Annotated in this window: 17 protein-coding genes; 6 read left to right on the top strand and 11 right to left on the bottom strand. The window is 68.1% G+C overall.

Annotated features, from left to right (window positions below; translation table 11 throughout):
- Positions 1-42 precede the first annotated feature (42 nt).
- Positions 43-327, top strand: coding sequence for a hypothetical protein (locus ABD693_RS03565; protein ID WP_344695628.1), 285 nt, complete (start codon positions 43-45; stop codon positions 325-327).
- Between the two features lie 45 nt (positions 328-372).
- Here ABD693_RS03565 and ABD693_RS03560 read toward each other — a convergent pair whose 3' ends face one another.
- On the bottom strand, positions 373-783 hold the full coding sequence (locus ABD693_RS03560; protein WP_344695627.1) for a hypothetical protein: 411 nt from the start codon (positions 781-783) through the stop codon (positions 373-375).
- A 2-nt stretch (positions 784-785) separates the two neighbouring features.
- Positions 786-2,009: a formate-dependent phosphoribosylglycinamide formyltransferase gene (gene purT / locus ABD693_RS03555; RefSeq protein ID WP_344695626.1), complete on the bottom strand. Its 1,224-nt coding sequence runs from the start codon at positions 2,007-2,009 to the stop codon at positions 786-788.
- Here purT and ABD693_RS03550 point away from each other — a divergent pair.
- Positions 2,008-2,898 (top strand): peptidylprolyl isomerase, encoded by an 891-nt coding sequence (locus ABD693_RS03550; RefSeq protein WP_344695625.1) that lies wholly within the window; start codon positions 2,008-2,010, stop codon positions 2,896-2,898. The two genes, purT and ABD693_RS03550, sit on opposite strands and share 2 nt — an antisense overlap.
- Positions 2,899-2,963: 65 nt before the next feature.
- Here ABD693_RS03550 and ABD693_RS03545 read toward each other — a convergent pair whose 3' ends face one another.
- From ABD693_RS03545 to ABD693_RS03535, 3 genes are all read right to left on the bottom strand, one after another.
- Positions 2,964-3,224: a hypothetical protein gene (locus ABD693_RS03545; protein ID WP_344695624.1), complete on the bottom strand. Its 261-nt coding sequence runs from the start codon at positions 3,222-3,224 to the stop codon at positions 2,964-2,966.
- Positions 3,225-3,312: 88 nt separating this feature from the next.
- The gene (locus ABD693_RS03540; RefSeq protein WP_344695623.1) at positions 3,313-5,793 is read right to left on the bottom strand and encodes an ABC transporter permease; all 2,481 of its coding nucleotides are present in this window, start codon (positions 5,791-5,793) and stop codon (positions 3,313-3,315) included.
- Positions 5,790-6,461, bottom strand: a complete 672-nt coding sequence (locus ABD693_RS03535) for an ABC transporter ATP-binding protein (protein ID WP_344695622.1) — start codon at positions 6,459-6,461, stop codon at positions 5,790-5,792. The genes ABD693_RS03540 and ABD693_RS03535 overlap by 4 nt, the downstream gene beginning before the upstream one ends.
- A 36-nt stretch (positions 6,462-6,497) precedes the next feature.
- Here ABD693_RS03535 and ABD693_RS03530 point away from each other — a divergent pair, with 36 nt between their 5' ends.
- Positions 6,498-7,175, top strand: a complete 678-nt coding sequence (locus tag ABD693_RS03530; RefSeq protein ID WP_344695621.1) for an arylesterase — start codon at positions 6,498-6,500, stop codon at positions 7,173-7,175.
- Here ABD693_RS03530 and ABD693_RS03525 read toward each other — a convergent pair.
- Positions 7,172-7,486 (bottom strand): PilZ domain-containing protein, encoded by a 315-nt coding sequence (locus tag ABD693_RS03525; RefSeq protein ID WP_344695620.1) that lies wholly within the window; start codon positions 7,484-7,486, stop codon positions 7,172-7,174. The two genes, ABD693_RS03530 and ABD693_RS03525, sit on opposite strands and share 4 nt — an antisense overlap.
- 247 nt (positions 7,487-7,733) lie before the next feature.
- On the opposite strand from ABD693_RS03525, the gene ABD693_RS03520 reads away from it, so the two are divergent.
- Complete coding sequence (locus ABD693_RS03520) at positions 7,734-9,044, top strand: L,D-transpeptidase family protein (protein ID WP_344695618.1); 1,311 nt, start codon at positions 7,734-7,736, stop codon at positions 9,042-9,044.
- Positions 9,045-9,103: 59 nt separating this feature from the next.
- Here ABD693_RS03520 and ABD693_RS03515 read toward each other — a convergent pair whose 3' ends face one another.
- Positions 9,104-9,814, bottom strand: coding sequence for a murein L,D-transpeptidase catalytic domain family protein (locus ABD693_RS03515; protein ID WP_344695617.1), 711 nt, complete (start codon positions 9,812-9,814; stop codon positions 9,104-9,106).
- A gap of 313 nt (positions 9,815-10,127) precedes the next feature.
- Between ABD693_RS03515 and rpsU the strand changes: the two genes are divergently transcribed.
- Complete coding sequence (gene rpsU / locus ABD693_RS03510; protein WP_029941857.1) at positions 10,128-10,334, top strand: 30S ribosomal protein S21; 207 nt, start codon at positions 10,128-10,130, stop codon at positions 10,332-10,334.
- Between the two features lie 90 nt (positions 10,335-10,424).
- Positions 10,425-10,931, top strand: a complete 507-nt coding sequence (locus ABD693_RS03505) for an FKBP-type peptidyl-prolyl cis-trans isomerase (protein WP_344695616.1) — start codon at positions 10,425-10,427, stop codon at positions 10,929-10,931.
- On the opposite strand, the gene ABD693_RS03500 is transcribed toward ABD693_RS03505, so the two are convergent.
- From ABD693_RS03500 to ABD693_RS03485, 4 genes are read right to left on the bottom strand one after another with little or no spacing between them, the layout of a single operon-like run.
- Positions 10,852-12,024, bottom strand: a complete 1,173-nt coding sequence (locus ABD693_RS03500; RefSeq protein ID WP_344695615.1) for an AI-2E family transporter — start codon at positions 12,022-12,024, stop codon at positions 10,852-10,854. The two genes, ABD693_RS03505 and ABD693_RS03500, sit on opposite strands and share 80 nt — an antisense overlap.
- 2 nt (positions 12,025-12,026) lie before the next feature.
- Positions 12,027-12,914, bottom strand: a complete 888-nt coding sequence (lepB, locus tag ABD693_RS03495; RefSeq protein WP_425567245.1) for a signal peptidase I — start codon at positions 12,912-12,914, stop codon at positions 12,027-12,029.
- A complete protein-coding gene (acpS, locus tag ABD693_RS03490; protein WP_344695614.1) occupies positions 12,915-13,325 on the bottom strand; it encodes a holo-ACP synthase in 411 nt (136 codons plus the stop codon).
- The gene (locus tag ABD693_RS03485) at positions 13,322-14,050 is read right to left on the bottom strand and encodes a pyridoxine 5'-phosphate synthase (RefSeq protein WP_344695613.1); all 729 of its coding nucleotides are present in this window, start codon (positions 14,048-14,050) and stop codon (positions 13,322-13,324) included. The genes acpS and ABD693_RS03485 overlap by 4 nt, the downstream gene beginning before the upstream one ends.
- Positions 14,051-14,084 lie beyond the last annotated feature (34 nt).

Genomic DNA, 14,084 nt, shown 5'->3' with positions numbered 1-14,084 from the left:
GTCGCTTCGCGTATCAGCATTCTTGCGAAGGAGCCTGATTCGATGCGTACGTTGATGTCCACCACCCTTGCTGCCGCGCTCGCCGCGGCCGGCTTCGGTCTAGCGGCGTTGCCGGGGACGGCAGCGGCGCAGTCGAGCGGGCAGGGCTGCGTCTCGCCGCCCGGCCTCAACTACATGATCTGCAACGGCCAGCGCGTGCCCAAGCCCGGCAACCGAATCAACAATCCGGACGGAAGCTGGCGCGAGGAAAGCAAGCAGGGCAACTGCATCGTCGTTCGCGAAAAGACCGCGACCGGCGAGTTCAAGGAAAGCCGCCGCTGCGATTAGGCGCTGCGGTGAGTGCAAATGATGATGAGGAGGGCGACCGAACGGTCAGCCCTCCTTTTTTATGCCCCGCGCGGTGCGGCCGCTGGGATCGGCCGCGATCTGGCAAGCCGGCAGCTTGAAGCGCGCATTGTCGGTGCAGGGACGAACCTGAGCGCTGCCGTCGGGCCCCACGAAGATGCCCCACTGCCGCTTGTCGTCGCAGTCGGCTTCCCACATCGACAGCTTGTTATACTCGGTGACGTAGCCCGAGCGGACCACCCGCTTGCAGCGCAGGCCGCTGGCGAGGATCGCCCGCTTGAGCGCGATGTCGCGCATTTCGTCGGTGAGCTGGTGAAGCCGCTCCTGCTCGGGTCCGCGGACCGCGATGGCGGGGTCCTTGGGCGCGGCCGCCTTGTTGTCGCCGCCTCCGCAGGCGGCGGTGGCGAGAAGGAGGGCGGGCACGAACAACAGGCGCATCGTCATTCCTCTTCGTAATCGATCCGGACCGCCGCCGCGGCGCGCTTGGCGAGCGCTACGGCATCCTCGGTGCTGGCCGCGCGCGCAAGCGCCACGCCCATGCGCCGACCCGGAAGGGTTTCCGGTTTACCGAACAGCCGAAGGTCGACCGGGGTTGCCTCTTGCGAAAGGGCGAGGGCGTCGGTCACGCCTTCGAAGCGGAATCGGGTGCTAGCCCGGTCGGCAAGGATCACCGCCGACGCGCTCGGACCCGCAGCGAGGATCGGTGCGACAGGCAGGCCGAGGATGGCGCGGAGGTGGAGTTCGAACTCGTTCGGCGACTGGCTGATGAGCGTCACCATGCCGGTGTCATGCGGACGCGGGCTGAGCTCGGAGAAAATCGCGCGGTCGCCGGCGACGAAGAACTCCACGCCGAACAGTCCTCGGCCGCCAAGTGCCGAGACGATCGTCGCCGCCTGCCGCTGGGCGGCCTCGAGCACGCCGGGCGAGAGCGCTGCCGGCTGCCAGCTCTCGCGATAGTCACCCGCCTCCTGGCGATGCCCGATGGGCGGACAGAAATGCACGCCGTCGGCCGCCGCGACCGTCAGCAGCGTGATCTCGCTGTCGAAGCGAATATATTCCTCGACGATCACCCGCGGCCGGTCGCCGCGCATTTTCTCGATCGCGTTGCGGAAGGCGGAGCGGACCTCATTTGTCGTCGTGGCGGTGCTTTGCCCCTTGCCCGAAGAGGACATGACGGGCTTGATGACGCAAGGCAACCCGACGTGATCGACCGCGGCGAGCGCCTCGTCCTCACTCTCGGCGAAGCGGTAGCGGCTGGTGGTGAGGCCGAGCTCCTCGGCGGCGAAGCGGCGAATGCCGTCGCGGTTCATGGTGAGCTGCGCGGCCTTTGCCGAGGGTACCACGTGCCAGCCCTCGCCCTCGAGCTGCGCCAGCGCGGCTGTGTCGATCGCCTCGATCTCGGGAACGAGGAAGTCGGGGCGGTGCTTCTCGACTGCGGCCCTGAGCGCCGCGCCGTCGAGCATCGAGAAGACCTCGCTCGCATCGGCGACCTGCATTGCGGGAGCACCGGGATAACGGTCGCAGGCGACGACCATGCAACCGAGGCGTTTGGCGGCGATCGCGAACTCGCGCCCGAGTTCACCGGATCCGAGCAGCATCAGCTTGGCGAGGAACATGGGGTGGGTGCTACCGCAACGCGTCATCCCGCGATAGGGTAAGGTCATGATCGCGCTCCTCGCTCTCGCCGCCGTGGCCGCCGCGCCCTCGGCCAAGCCGCTAACCCCCTCCGAAATCGTGTCCAAGGCGCCCGCTGCCGACTGGCAGACGGTGTCGCCGGCCGATCTTCTCGTCATCGACTATGAGGGCGGTGGACGGACGGTCATCCAGCTCGCGCCCGACTTCGCGCCGGTTCACGTCGCCAACGTCCGCGCGCTCGCGAATGCGGGCTATTGGAAGGGCTCGAGCATCTACCGGGTGCAGGACAATTATGTCGCGCAATGGGGGGTGAATGAGGGCGGTCCGCCGACCCCGGCGGGCGTCGTCGCCAAGCCGCCGGCGGAATATAGCCGATCGGTCAAGGGGCTGACCCTGCGGCCGCTCGGCTATGCCGATCAATATGCGCCGCGTGTCGGGCACGCCGGCGGTTGGCCGGTCGCATGGAATCCAAAGACGGGCCGGGCCAATCTCACCCATTGCTACGGGATGGTCGGTGTCGGCCGCGACATGGCACCCGACACGGGCATGGGCGGCGAGCTCTACGCGGTGATCGGGCAGGCCCCGCGCCACCTCGATCGCAACATCGCGCTCGTCGGCCGGGTAATCGAGGGGATCGAGAACATGTCGGCGCTGCCGCGCGGCACCGAGGCGCTTGGGTTCTACAAGGCCGGGACGGTGGCGCGGAAGATCGCCTCGGTCCGCCTCGCGTCGGCGATGCCGGCAACCGATCGTCCGAGCTTCCAGGTGATGCGCACCACGGGCGCGACCTTCGCGAGCTATATTCACGCGCGGGCCAATCGGCAGGATCAGTTCTTCCAGGTCCCGGCCGGAGGGGTCGACCTATGCAATGCGCCGGTGCCCGTCAGACGGACACCGGCGCCTTCATCCTCGCGTTAGTCGTCCCCAATCGACAGGCTAGCGCTACTACCGCTGCCCTTCCCTGACGCCGTGGGGACGTCTCGTTACGCCGCCCAGGCGTGTCCTTGATTCCGGTTGCGATGCTGGATCACCGCGGGACCGCTATGATGCCGCGTGCTCGCTTCGGCGAGCGGCAAGGCCGTCGCGCAGAAGGCACATTCGGCCGACATCCGACCGATCAGCCAGTGCGTACGGCCGCAGCCGGGGCAGTGGTTGACCTCGTGGTCGCGGTAGACCGCATGATAGCCGCGGCCCTTGGGATCGTGCTTGAGGCCGAGGTCGCCAAGAGACGGGAAGCTAGTCATGCCGATAATCCTTTCGAGGGCTTTCAACGGCATGGGCCTCGTGAAGGTTCCGTGACACTGCGGCGCTTTGCGATGGATTGATGGCCCTTCAAAGGTCGCGAAGCGCAGCGGCCGGACGGGCCCGGAGCGCCGGCCAGGCGGCGCCGAGAGCGGTCAGGATTGCCACCAGCATCCCCGCCAGCGGAAGCGCGACCAGGATCAGCCAGTCGGGCCGGAAGGCGAAGTCGAACAGCCTGGTCACAGTCAGCCACGCGGCGATCGTGCCGGCGGCGAAGGCCAGGAGAACGATTCCCCCGCTCATCGCCGCAAACTCGATTCCCTGCGCCTTAAGGACGTCCGAGCGCGACGCACCGACAAGCTTCAGAAGCACGCTCTCGCGGGTGCGTGCCCGGCGCGTGGCGGCGACCGCGCCCGCGAGGACAGTCACCCCGATGAGGATGGCGACAAGCGTCGCGATCCGGATCGCGCCGTCGAGGCCCTCGAGAATCGCGGTCACTCGGGTGACGACGTCGCTCACCCGGATGGTGCTGACCATCGGCAGCGCCTCGGCAAGGTCGCGCTCGAACCGGAGGGTTGAGGTTCCGCGAGGCGGCGCGATCGTCGCCATCAACGTGTATGGCGCCTGCTCGAGCGTGCCCGGTGCGAAGATGATTGCGAAGTTGAAGCCGAAGCTGCGCCAGTCGATCGTCCGAAAGCTCGCGATCCGCGCCTCGATCGGAACGCCGAGCACGGCCACGGTCAGCGTGTCTCCGATCTTGAGGTTGAGCGCCTTGGCGGCCTCCATGTCGATGCTGACCAGCGGCGGGCCGGCATAGTCGCGCGGCCACCAGCCTCCCGCGACGACCTTGTTGCCGACCGGAAGGTCGCGCGCGAAGGTCAGGCCGCGATCGCCGCGCAGGATCCACGCGCCCTCGGGGATGGCGCGCATCGCCGAGACCGGCTGGCCATTCAAGGCCGTCACGGGACCACGCAGCGAGGGGACAAGGCGAAGGTCGGCGCCCGGCGCCGTCGCTGCCGCAAGTTGCCGGAAGCGGGCTTCCTCGGCGGCGGGTATGTCGAGCATGAACAAGGCCGGGGCCTTGGCGGGAATGTTTTCGCCTAGCTCGCTTCGGATGCTGGCCCCGACTCCCGACAGCGCGACGAGGAGCGACAGGCCAAGGCCAAGCGCGACGCTGAGGCGAACGGTCGCCGCGCCCGGACGGTGGAGCGCGGCAAGGCCGAGGCGGGTCAGGGGGCCGCCGACGCCGCTCGCGGCGCGGGCGAGCCGTGCGATCACCCAGCCGGCACCCGCGAACAGGAAGGCCAGCGCGAGCGCGCCAACGATCGTCACTCCCGTCGTCAGTCTGTTTTCCGAGGTGAGCATCGCCAGCGCGACCACGCCAGCGGCGGCAAGCAGAGGCACGATGAGGTCCCGGGCACGCGTACCGCCTTCATCGACGTCGCCGCGGAGCACCGCCGCCGGTCGTGCCCGGGCTGCCCGGGCGAGGGGAAGCCAGGTAGCGGCGAGCGTCACCAACAGGCCGAACAGGGCCGAGCGTCCAAGGGCACCCCACTGCGGGCTGGGATCGGGGGCCACGGGAAGGAGATCGGCCGCCGCCTTGCCGACGACGCCGGGCACCACCGCGCCGATCGCGAGACCGAGCAGGATCGCCAGGCCGGCGAGCAGGGCGACGCTCGTTCCCAGCATGATCAGCAGGTCGCGCTGCCGCGCGCCATGGACCTTGAGGATCGCGATGGTGGCGCGGCGCGAGGCGGCGAAGGCCGAGGCGGCCGACGCGATCCCGATGCTGCCGATCCCGAGCGCGCCGAGCGCGATCAGCAGCAGCATCTGTCCCGTCCGGTCGGTGAAGCGTCGCGTGCCCGAGGCGGCGTCGCCCTTGTCGGTCACTCGCCAGCCGCCATCAGGAAAGCGCTGCTGGAAGGCCTTGCCGAGCGCTGCGCCATCGGCGCCCGGCGGAAGCGCGAGGCGGTAGCTGCTGGTGTAAAGGCTGCCGGGCTGGACGAGCCGGCTGGCGGCGAGGCCGGCCTGGCTCACGAGAACCGGCGGCGACAGGGCAAAGCCTGATGGCGCGGGGAGTTCGTCGACGATGCCGCTGACCCGAAGGTTCGCATAGCCGATCCGCACCGGGCTCCCGATGCCGAGGCCATAACGCTCGGCCAATTCGCGCCCGACCGCGGCCTCGCCAGCGCTTCCGGGCAGCCGGCCCGAGGCGAGCGTGATGCGCCCGGCGGCGGGCCAGCCCGGCTCGATCCCGCTCAGGTCGACCAGCACGGTCCGCTCGCCCGGCAGCCGCGCGGTACTGCGCAAGGTGACGCTGCCCCGGACGGTACCGAGCCGGCGCATCGCCGCCAGCTCCGCTTCGCTTGCCTGCCGCTGCGAGACGCTGAGCGCCACGTCGCCCCCGAGCAACTCGCGCGCCTGACCGTCGATGGTCGAGCCGATCGCGCTTGCGAGGCTGGTGACGGCGGCCAGCCCTGCAACCGCGATCGTGAGGCAGGCAAGCAGCAGCCACAGCCCGCCGATCCCCTGCGCGAGGTCCCGGCGGCCGAGCCGGAGCCCGGCGATCATGCGGTGAGCAGCCCGTCGGCGATCCGCACGATCCGTCCCGCGCGCGCCGCCACCACGGGATCGTGCGTGATGACAAGGAGGCTCGCCCCGGCCGCCGCCACGCGGTCGAATAGGAGGTCGATGATCCGGGCACCGGTCGCGGCGTCGAGATTGCCGGTCGGCTCGTCGGCGAGCAGCAGCTTCGGTGCCGGGGCGGTGGCGCGGGCGATTGCCACGCGCTGCTGTTCCCCGCCCGAAAGCTGCGCAGGGTAATGGCCTTCGCGCGCGCCGAGCCCGACCGCGGCCAGTTCGGCGCGCGCCCGATCCCGCGCATCGGTCGCGCCGGAGAGCTCGAGCGGGACCATGACGTTCTGCAGCGCAGTCATGGTCGGAAGCAGGTGAAAGGCCTGTAGTACCACCCCGACCGAGCGGCCACGAAGCCGCGCCAGCGCGTCCTCGCCGAGCCGGCTCATGTCCTCACCGAGCACCTGCACCGAGCCGGAGGTCGCTCGCTCTAGGCCCGCGATCACCGCCATCAGCGAACTCTTGCCCGAACCCGATGCGCCGAGCACCGCGACGGTCTCGCCCTCGGCGATGATGAAATCGATTCCCCGGAGGATCTCGGTGCGGGCCGAGCCCTTGCCAAGCGTGAGGCGAACATCGGCGAGCTGAACAAGGACGGAGGTCATGCCATGCCGAGCTAGGAAGCTTGAAGGGCATCGGCAATGGCCTACATGGCGGGGGTGCACCGCTGGTTCCTGCTTCCCTTCATGATCGCCTCCGCCCCCGTTGCTGCCGCGACTGCGCAGCCGACCGCTGACAAGGCGAGCGAGGGGCCGCTGATCCTTGCCTTCGGTGACAGCCTGACCGCCGGCTACGGCCTTGGCCGTGGTCTCGGCTTCGCGCCGCAGCTCCAGGACAGCCTTCGCCGGCACGGCCTCAAGGCGACCGTCCACGACGCGGGCGTGTCGGGCGACACCACGCAGGGCGGGCGCGCGCGGCTCGGCTGGACTCTTCAGCGCCTCGGGCAGAAGCCAACGCTGGCGATCGTCGAGCTTGGTGCCAACGACATGCTGCGCGGGGTTGATCCCAAGATCACCGAAGCCAATCTCGACGCCATTCTCGGCGAACTCCATCGGCAGGGCATTCCGATCCTCGTCGCCGGCATGCTCGCCGCGCCCAATCTCGGGCCTGATTTCCGTCGCCGCTACGAAGCCATCTTCCCGACGCTCGCACGCAAATATGACGCCGAGCTCTATCCGTTCATGCTGCAGGGCGTGGTCGGCAATCGCGCACTGCTGCTCGGCGACGGCGTGCATCCCAATTTCGAAGGCGTGAAGCGGATCGTCACCGGCATGCTGCCGACGGTCCAGCGCGCCCTCAAGCGGCGCGACCGAAGCTAACCGCCGAGCTGGGCGAGCGCATCCTCGCTGAGCGGCTCGGCGAACTGTGCGCCGAGCTTGCCCGCGGCGGTCCAGCGCACCACCGCGCTTGCCCGTTCGCGGCCGGGCAGGAGCAGCCAGACCCGCGCACCCACCTCATATTCCGCGCTGGTTTCGGCCATGAAGCCCTCGGCGGAGATGTTGAGCACCCGCGCTTCGGTCCCTGTCGTCCCCATCTCTCGGACATGCGCCTCGAGATCGACCGGCGCGCGCGGCAGGCCACGGCGATCGCCGCCCGACGGGTCCTGGGCGATATGGGCGTCGATGACCAACCGAGAAAACTCCTGGGACTGCAAACTTAGGATGGGATGGCGTCGGCCGGGCCGCTTGCCAAGCGGTCGCTATGGCGCAATCGGCAATTAAAGGCCAGACCAAGCTAAGCCTTGGAGCAACAAGACGAAAAGACTGTTGCGTGAGGTCGAATGTGGCCTGCCGGACACTGGAGAATGACGTTCATCTCGGGTAACAGGAGGCAAGGGCAGAAGGCCCGCCGATAAGGAAGAGCGAAGGGTGGCGACAATGCGTGGGTATGCGGTGGCTTCGGTGGTTCTGGCGTTGAGCGCCGGCACGGCATTGGCGCAGACGCGCCCGGCAGGAACGCCGGCGAACCCGGTGGTGTCGACGCCTCCGACGACCGATCCGCTCGCGCCGCAGCCCGCGCCCGGTCAGGCTGCCACGACGGTGCAGCCGGTGGTTGCGCCGCCGGTGGTCCAGCTTCCGCCACCGGTGTGGCAGGCACCGCAGGTGCTCGAGTTGCTGAGCTACATCCGCGGTGTCGGCAAGGAGGGGCTCGATCCGCGTGACTATGATCCGGCGGTGCTCGACGCGGCGCTGAAGGCTGGCGACCCGGTCGCTTATTCGGCGGTCGCCACCAGCACGTTCGACAAGCTCGCCAAGGATGTGGCGCTCGGCCACGTCCGCGGTTCGGCCCGGGTGCAGTGGTTCGTCAAGGATCCGGACATGCCCGAGGGCCGCAGCCGGACTCTCCTTGACCAGGCGTTCGCGGGCGAGGGGATTGCCGCCGTGCTCGACGGCCTGCTTCCGACCCATCCTCAATATGGGTCGCTCCGCCAGGCACTGGCAAAGGCGAGCAAGACCGACACTGCGACCGTCGCCAAGATCCGTCTCAACATGGATCGCTGGCGCTGGCTGCCGCGCGACCTCGGCAGCCGCTACATCATCGTCAACGTGCCGGGCGAGCATGCGACGCTGGTCGAGAACGGCGTCACGCGCTGGAAGAACAAGGCGATTGCCGGCGCGACCAAGACCCCGACCCCGCAGCTCGCGGTCGAGGCGACCGGCGTGATCCTCAATCCCTGGTGGGAAGTGCCGCCGAGCCTGTCGAGCGACGTTGCCGGCAAGAAGGGCTATGTCGCGGTCAAGGGCAAGGACGGAAAGGTCCAGCGTTGGCGGCAGCCGCCGGGCCCGGGCAATGCGCTCGGCAAGATGAAGTTCGTGATGTACAATCCGCAGAACATCTATCTGCACGACACGAACAATCGCGGCCTGTTCGACAGCCAGGCGCGGTTCTTCAGCCATGGCTGCATCCGCACCAAGGACATTCTCGATCTCGCCAGCCAGCTGCTGGCGGATGATGGCGGCGAGTGGAATGCCGAGCGGGTCCAGACCACGCTCGCGGCAAACAAGACCGTGCAGGCCAATTTCGTGAAGAAGGTGCCGGTCTACATCGTCTATTTCTCGGTCGCGGCCCTGACCGACGGCAGCATCGTCAAGTACACCGACCTCTACAAGCGCGACGCGCCGGTGATGGCCGCGCTGATGGACCGCGACGGCGGGACCAAGCCCGCGGTCAAGTCGGCGGCCAAATAACAAAAGAGGGCTCCGGCGACAGCGCCGGAGCCCTCTTTCTTCTCAGCGCCCGCTGAAAGTCAGGCGATCTTGTCGGCGTAGATGAGGCGTCCGTCGGCAAGCTGCCGCATCACTTCGAAGTGGCTCTGCTGGCCGAAGGCGAAACAGCCTTCCGAACGCCCAAGCTTCCCATGGAGCGCGATCATGTCCTGCTCGGCATACCAGGCCGAGTGGACGACGATGGCGCGGCCCAGGGCATTGTTGTTGGTCCAGTCGAGCCCATCGACCTTCATCGAGAGCCCGTACTTTCCCTGATAAAAGTCGCCGCTCGAATAGGCGCCGTTCGACGTCGCATTGCTACCGAACGCATTCGAGAATTGCTCGAGGAAACCGGTGTGGCCGGTGTCCGACCCGCGGCCGTGCGCGACGAAATGGCTCGCGACCTGACCATTGGCCAGATCGACCACGTGGAAGCGCGCCTCGCGGCTCGCCTTGGAAAAATCCACCACGCCAATCTTGTCGGTGTGCCGAAGCGAATTGCGGTGCCGCTCGAGCGCGTCCTTGGCTCGGGCGAAGAGCGCGGGATCGACCCCGACAGGCGCGGCCGGCATCGACGCAACATTCGCCGGAACGGTCGCGACCGGGGTCACGGGCACCAGCGGCTCGCTTGTCAGCGCCTTCTGCCCGGCAATGAGGCCGGGCAAATCCGCGGCGAGCGCTGCGCCGGAAACCAGGGCGGCCGCGCCGCCGAGGCCCAGATTGCGCAGCATGTCGCGGCGATTGAAGCTCATGAATTCGTGCCCCCGGAAAATCGAAAGTGCAGAAAGTCGTATACATGCCAATAGGTTAACACGCGATAACCATTGCGCGCGCCGGCCCTCGTCCGACCGCGCGGACTCGGCGTTTCGTCGCAGTCGCGGAACGCCGCTTGTCGAATCGGGTCATCGCTGTTAGGTGCCTGCCCTTCCGGCGGGCGACGTGCCTGCGCGGACCGCTTTGGTCGCCTGTACCTTCCGGCTCTGGTCGAGGTCGGTGCGATGCCTAGCCGCTCTTGAAAGGCGCGGCGTGGGCGCAACCTTTAAGACATGGAGTGACGGACCTTTTATGCAAATCATCGTTCGCGACAATAATGTCGACCAAGCGCTGCGCGCGCTCAAGAAGAAGCTGCAGCGCGAGGGCGTCTACCGCGAGATGAAGCTGCGCCGTCACTACGAGAAGCCGTCGGAGAAGCGCGCGCGTGAGCGCGCCGCAGCGATCCGCCGGGCCCGCAAGCTCGAGCGCAAGCGCGCCGAGCGTGAAGGCGCCCGGTAAGGTTCCGGCCGGCTCACTCTTGACCGGTATCAAGGCCGCCCCTTACCGGGCGGCCTTTCCATTTGTGCTCCAGCCAGCGAGAACATCCCGATGAGCGTCACCCAGGTCCCGATCCGCCCCGTCGCCGCCGGCACCAAGCTGCGGCTTGCCTTCGGGCTCATCCTGCTGGTGCTGGCCGGCGCTGCCCTTGCCTGGGCGGGCGCCGCGCCGATGCGACCCGAGGTGAAGCCGAGCGGCCTCGAAATCCGGACGATCAAGCCTGGCCAAGGTCCCAAGATCACCGCGATGGACGGTGTCCTGATCGATTATGTCGGGACCACGCCCGACGGGACCAAGTTCGACGAGGCGCAGGACGCGCCGCTGCTCGTCGGTCAGGTCGTTCCGGGCTTTGCCGAGGCGCTCCAGAACATGCAGCAGGGCGGTCGCTACAAGATCCGCATCCCCGGCGCGCTCGCCTACGGCGCCAATCCGCCCCCGGGTTCGAAGATCCCGCCGAACAGCCCGCTCGACTTCGAGATCACGGTGAAGCGGGTGGTGGCGAATGCGGCGCTGCAGGCAATGCAGCAGCAGGGTGGCCAGCTGCCGCCGGGTCAGTAACGCCCTTTCGCTCGGAGATCTTCTCGAGCGTCACCTTGAGCGTCGCCATGATGGGGTCGGCGAGCAGCAGTCCGAGGAAGCCGAACAGGGCGCCGAAGACCAGCTGCGCCGCCAGCACCATCGCGGGCGGCAGGTCGACCGTCTTGCGGGCGATGTAGGGCAGGATCAGATAGCCGTCGATGTTCTGGACGGCGAAGTAGGTGACGATCGCCCAGATTCCCTGATCGGTCCCGGCCGAGAAGCCGACCGCGACCATCAGCAGTCCCGAGACAATCGCCCCGACATTGGGAATGAACGCAAGGATACCGGTGATCAGGCCGAGCAGGGCTGCCATCGGCACGCCGCCTGCCCAGAGCATGAAGAAGGTGAAGATCCCTTCGACCAGCATGCCGACGAGGCGGCCGAACAGCAGCCGGCGAAGCGTGAAGCCGACGCTCGCGAGGATATGATAATATTCGCCGCGGTGGCGGAGTGGGATCATCCACGCGACGCCCCGGTCGTAGACCTTGGGCTCGGTCGCGAGGAAGATGCCGAGGACGATGATCAGGAAGGCGTTGGTCAGCGCCGCGACGAACCCGCCGATCGCGCTGGTCAGCCGCCCGAAGCCGCTGGTCCCTGCAGAGATCGCCCCGCCGCCGAGGTTACTGGCAAGCCCGCGCAGCACGTCGGTGAAATGTTCGACCGGTCCCTGCGGCACGAGCCCGATCTGCATTGCCCAGGCGTAGAGCCGGAGCGCCTGCGTCTCGATGGTCGCGGCGAGCGCGGCGAACTGGCCGACGAAGGTCGAGCCGGCCGTGTAGAGAACCCAGCCGAGGAAGCCGAAGGCGGCGAGCGTGACGATGGCGAGCCGGAAGCCGCGCTTTATAGGGAGAACCCGACCGAGGAGACGCGTCCCTCCGTCCAGCAGCACCGCGAAGACCATTGCGCCGACGATCAGCAGCAGTGGCTTGGAGAGAAAGATCAGCGCGGCGACGGCGAGGATCGAGCCGATCCAGACCCACGCCTTGCGAAACTCGGTGCGGACCAGCGGGTCCTCGAATTCGGTCGGTCCGGGAAGCTCGACGTGCCCTGCGATCTCCTGCCCCCCGGTCATGCTCAGACCCCGGAGCGAAGGCTGGTGCCGGCTCGGCCTCCGCGCAGGCTGGTGAACCAGCTGATCGGGTTCCACCATTCCGCCTGCCCGTCGAGGCTGAAGGTGACGAACTCGGCCCGTCCACCGATATTCTCCCACGGCACCGGTCCGCCGAGGCCGCCCTCGTCGAGCGTGTAGCGGCTGTCGGCGCTGCGATCGCGATTGTCGCCCATCAGGAAGACGTGGCGTTCGGGAACGGTGACGGGCCCGAAGTCGTCGCCTTGCGACTGGCCGAGGTCGACCGTGTCATAGGTCGCGCCATCGGGCAGGGTCTCGCGGACGATCGGCAGCGAGCAGGCGAACTGGCCATTGCCGGTCTGCACGAGCCGTCCGGCGAACTGGACGGGCGAGCAGGGTGCGTTGGCGTCGACCGGCACGAGGCGCGGCGGAAGGATCTGGCGCTTGACCGGGACGCCATTGAGAATGAGGCGGCCGCCGCGAACCTCGATCGTGTCGCCGGGAAGTCCGATCACGCGCTTGATCCAGTCTTCCTTGCGGCCGGGCGGGGTAACGATGGCGATGTCGCCCTGCTTGGGAAGGCTGCCGAAGATGCGGCCCTTCTGTTCGGGCCAGACGTAGAAGCTTGGGCTCACCCACGACCAGCCGTAGGGATACTTACTGACCACCAGCCGGTCGCCCTTTAGCAGGTTGGGCATCATCGATTCGCTGGGAATGTAGAAGGGCTTGGCGACGAAGCTGTGAAACAGCAGCACCGCGATCAGCACCCAGAACAGACCCTTGATCTCGCGCCACAGGGCCGAGCCCTTGTCGGCCGGCGGCGCCTTGTCGTCGGGCGTCGCGGCGGGCGCCTGCGAAGCGGCCTCGGCCTTTTGGACTACGGTCTCGCTCACTCAACTCTCCGAAAGGGGGACGGCCTCGAGGATCACGAAGGCCTGCGCCCAGGGGTGATCGTCGGTCATGGTCAGATGCACATGCATGGCGTGGCCCGCAGGGGTGAGCGCGTCAAGCCGCGCCCGGGCCCCTCCATCCAACTGTAGCGTGGGGGCGCCGCTTGGTCGATTGACGACCCCGATATCCTTCATGAAGACCCCGCGCTTGAAGCCGGTCCCGACCGCCTTGGAGAAGGCTTCCTTGGCGGCGAAGCGCTTGGCCAGCGTGCCCGCGGCGGTGAAGGGGCGGCGCGCGGCCTTGGCCTGCTCGACCTCGGTGAAGACGCGGTTGAGGAAGCGCTCGCCGAAGCGGTCGAGCGAATTCTGGATCCGCTCGATGTTGCAGAGGTCCGAGCCGAGGCCGACGATCAACGCGCGCTGTCCATCAGGTCGCGCATGCGGCGGATGCTGGTTTCGAGGCCGACGAAGATGGCTTCGCCGATCAGGAAATGGCCGATGTTGAGCTCGGCGAGCTGCGGGATGGCGGCGACGGGGACGACGTTGGCGAAGGTCAGGCCATGGCCGGCATGGGGCTCGATCCCGTTCTTGGCGGCAAGCGCGGCGGCGTCGGCGAGGCGCTTCAGTTCGGCTTCGCGGCCGTCCTCGGGGAGATGGGCGTAGCGGCCGGTGTGAAGCTCGACCACCGGCGCGCCGAGCGAAGCGGCGGCGTCGATCTGCGCCGCCTCGGGTTCGATGAAGAGCGAGACGCGGATGCCCGCGGCGCCGAGCTCGTCGCAGAAACGGGCGAGGTGGTCGCGCTTGCCGGCGGCGTCGAGCCCGCCCTCGGTGGTCCGTTCCTCGCGCTTCTCGGGGACGATGCAGGCGGCGTGGGGGCGGGTCTGGAGCGCGATCCGGAGCATCTCCTCGGTCGCGGCCATCTCGAGGTTGAGAGGGAGGGCGATCTCGTTCTTGAGGCGGACGAGGTCGTCGTCGCGGATGTGGCGGCGGTCCTCGCGGAGGTGGGCGGTGATGCCCTGCGCGCCGGCCGCCTCGGCGATGTGCGCGGCGCGGACCGGATCGGGAAAATCGCCGCCGCGGGCGTTCCGGATGGTCGCGACATGGTCGATGTTGACGCCGAGTCGGAGGGGAAAGGTCATCGGCGGTGCATCACTAAAGGTCCCAGGATCCCCC

The sequence above is a fragment of the Sphingomonas rosea genome (assembly GCF_039538065.1).
Classification (GTDB): domain Bacteria; phylum Pseudomonadota; class Alphaproteobacteria; order Sphingomonadales; family Sphingomonadaceae; genus Sphingomicrobium; species Sphingomicrobium rosea.
Note: the sequence above shows the minus strand (reverse complement) of the source record. Positions and strands in the feature narration are given on the sequence as shown.

Bases quoted from the DNA above. Each gene is read 5' to 3' on its own strand.
- ABD693_RS03565 (WP_344695628.1), top strand. From the start codon at position 43: ATGCGTACGTTGATGTCCACCACCCTTGCTGCCGCGCTCGCCGCGGCC.
- ABD693_RS03560 (WP_344695627.1), bottom strand. From the start codon at position 783: ATGCGCCTGTTGTTCGTGCCCGCCCTCCTTCTCGCCACCGCCGCCTGC.
- ABD693_RS03550 (WP_344695625.1), top strand. From the start codon at position 2,008: ATGATCGCGCTCCTCGCTCTCGCCGCCGTGGCCGCCGCGCCCTCGGCC.
- purT (WP_344695626.1), bottom strand. From the start codon at position 2,009: ATGACCTTACCCTATCGCGGGATGACGCGTTGCGGTAGCACCCACCCC.
- ABD693_RS03545 (WP_344695624.1), bottom strand. From the start codon at position 3,224: ATGACTAGCTTCCCGTCTCTTGGCGACCTCGGCCTCAAGCACGATCCC.
- ABD693_RS03540 (WP_344695623.1), bottom strand. From the start codon at position 5,793: ATGATCGCCGGGCTCCGGCTCGGCCGCCGGGACCTCGCGCAGGGGATC.
- ABD693_RS03535 (WP_344695622.1), bottom strand. From the start codon at position 6,461: ATGACCTCCGTCCTTGTTCAGCTCGCCGATGTTCGCCTCACGCTTGGC.
- ABD693_RS03530 (WP_344695621.1), top strand. From the start codon at position 6,498: ATGGCCTACATGGCGGGGGTGCACCGCTGGTTCCTGCTTCCCTTCATG.
- ABD693_RS03520 (WP_344695618.1), top strand. From the start codon at position 7,734: ATGCGTGGGTATGCGGTGGCTTCGGTGGTTCTGGCGTTGAGCGCCGGC.
- ABD693_RS03515 (WP_344695617.1), bottom strand. From the start codon at position 9,814: ATGAGCTTCAATCGCCGCGACATGCTGCGCAATCTGGGCCTCGGCGGC.
- rpsU (WP_029941857.1), top strand. From the start codon at position 10,128: ATGCAAATCATCGTTCGCGACAATAATGTCGACCAAGCGCTGCGCGCG.
- ABD693_RS03505 (WP_344695616.1), top strand. From the start codon at position 10,425: ATGAGCGTCACCCAGGTCCCGATCCGCCCCGTCGCCGCCGGCACCAAG.
- ABD693_RS03500 (WP_344695615.1), bottom strand. From the start codon at position 12,024: ATGACCGGGGGGCAGGAGATCGCAGGGCACGTCGAGCTTCCCGGACCG.
- ABD693_RS03485 (WP_344695613.1), bottom strand. From the start codon at position 14,050: ATGACCTTTCCCCTCCGACTCGGCGTCAACATCGACCATGTCGCGACC.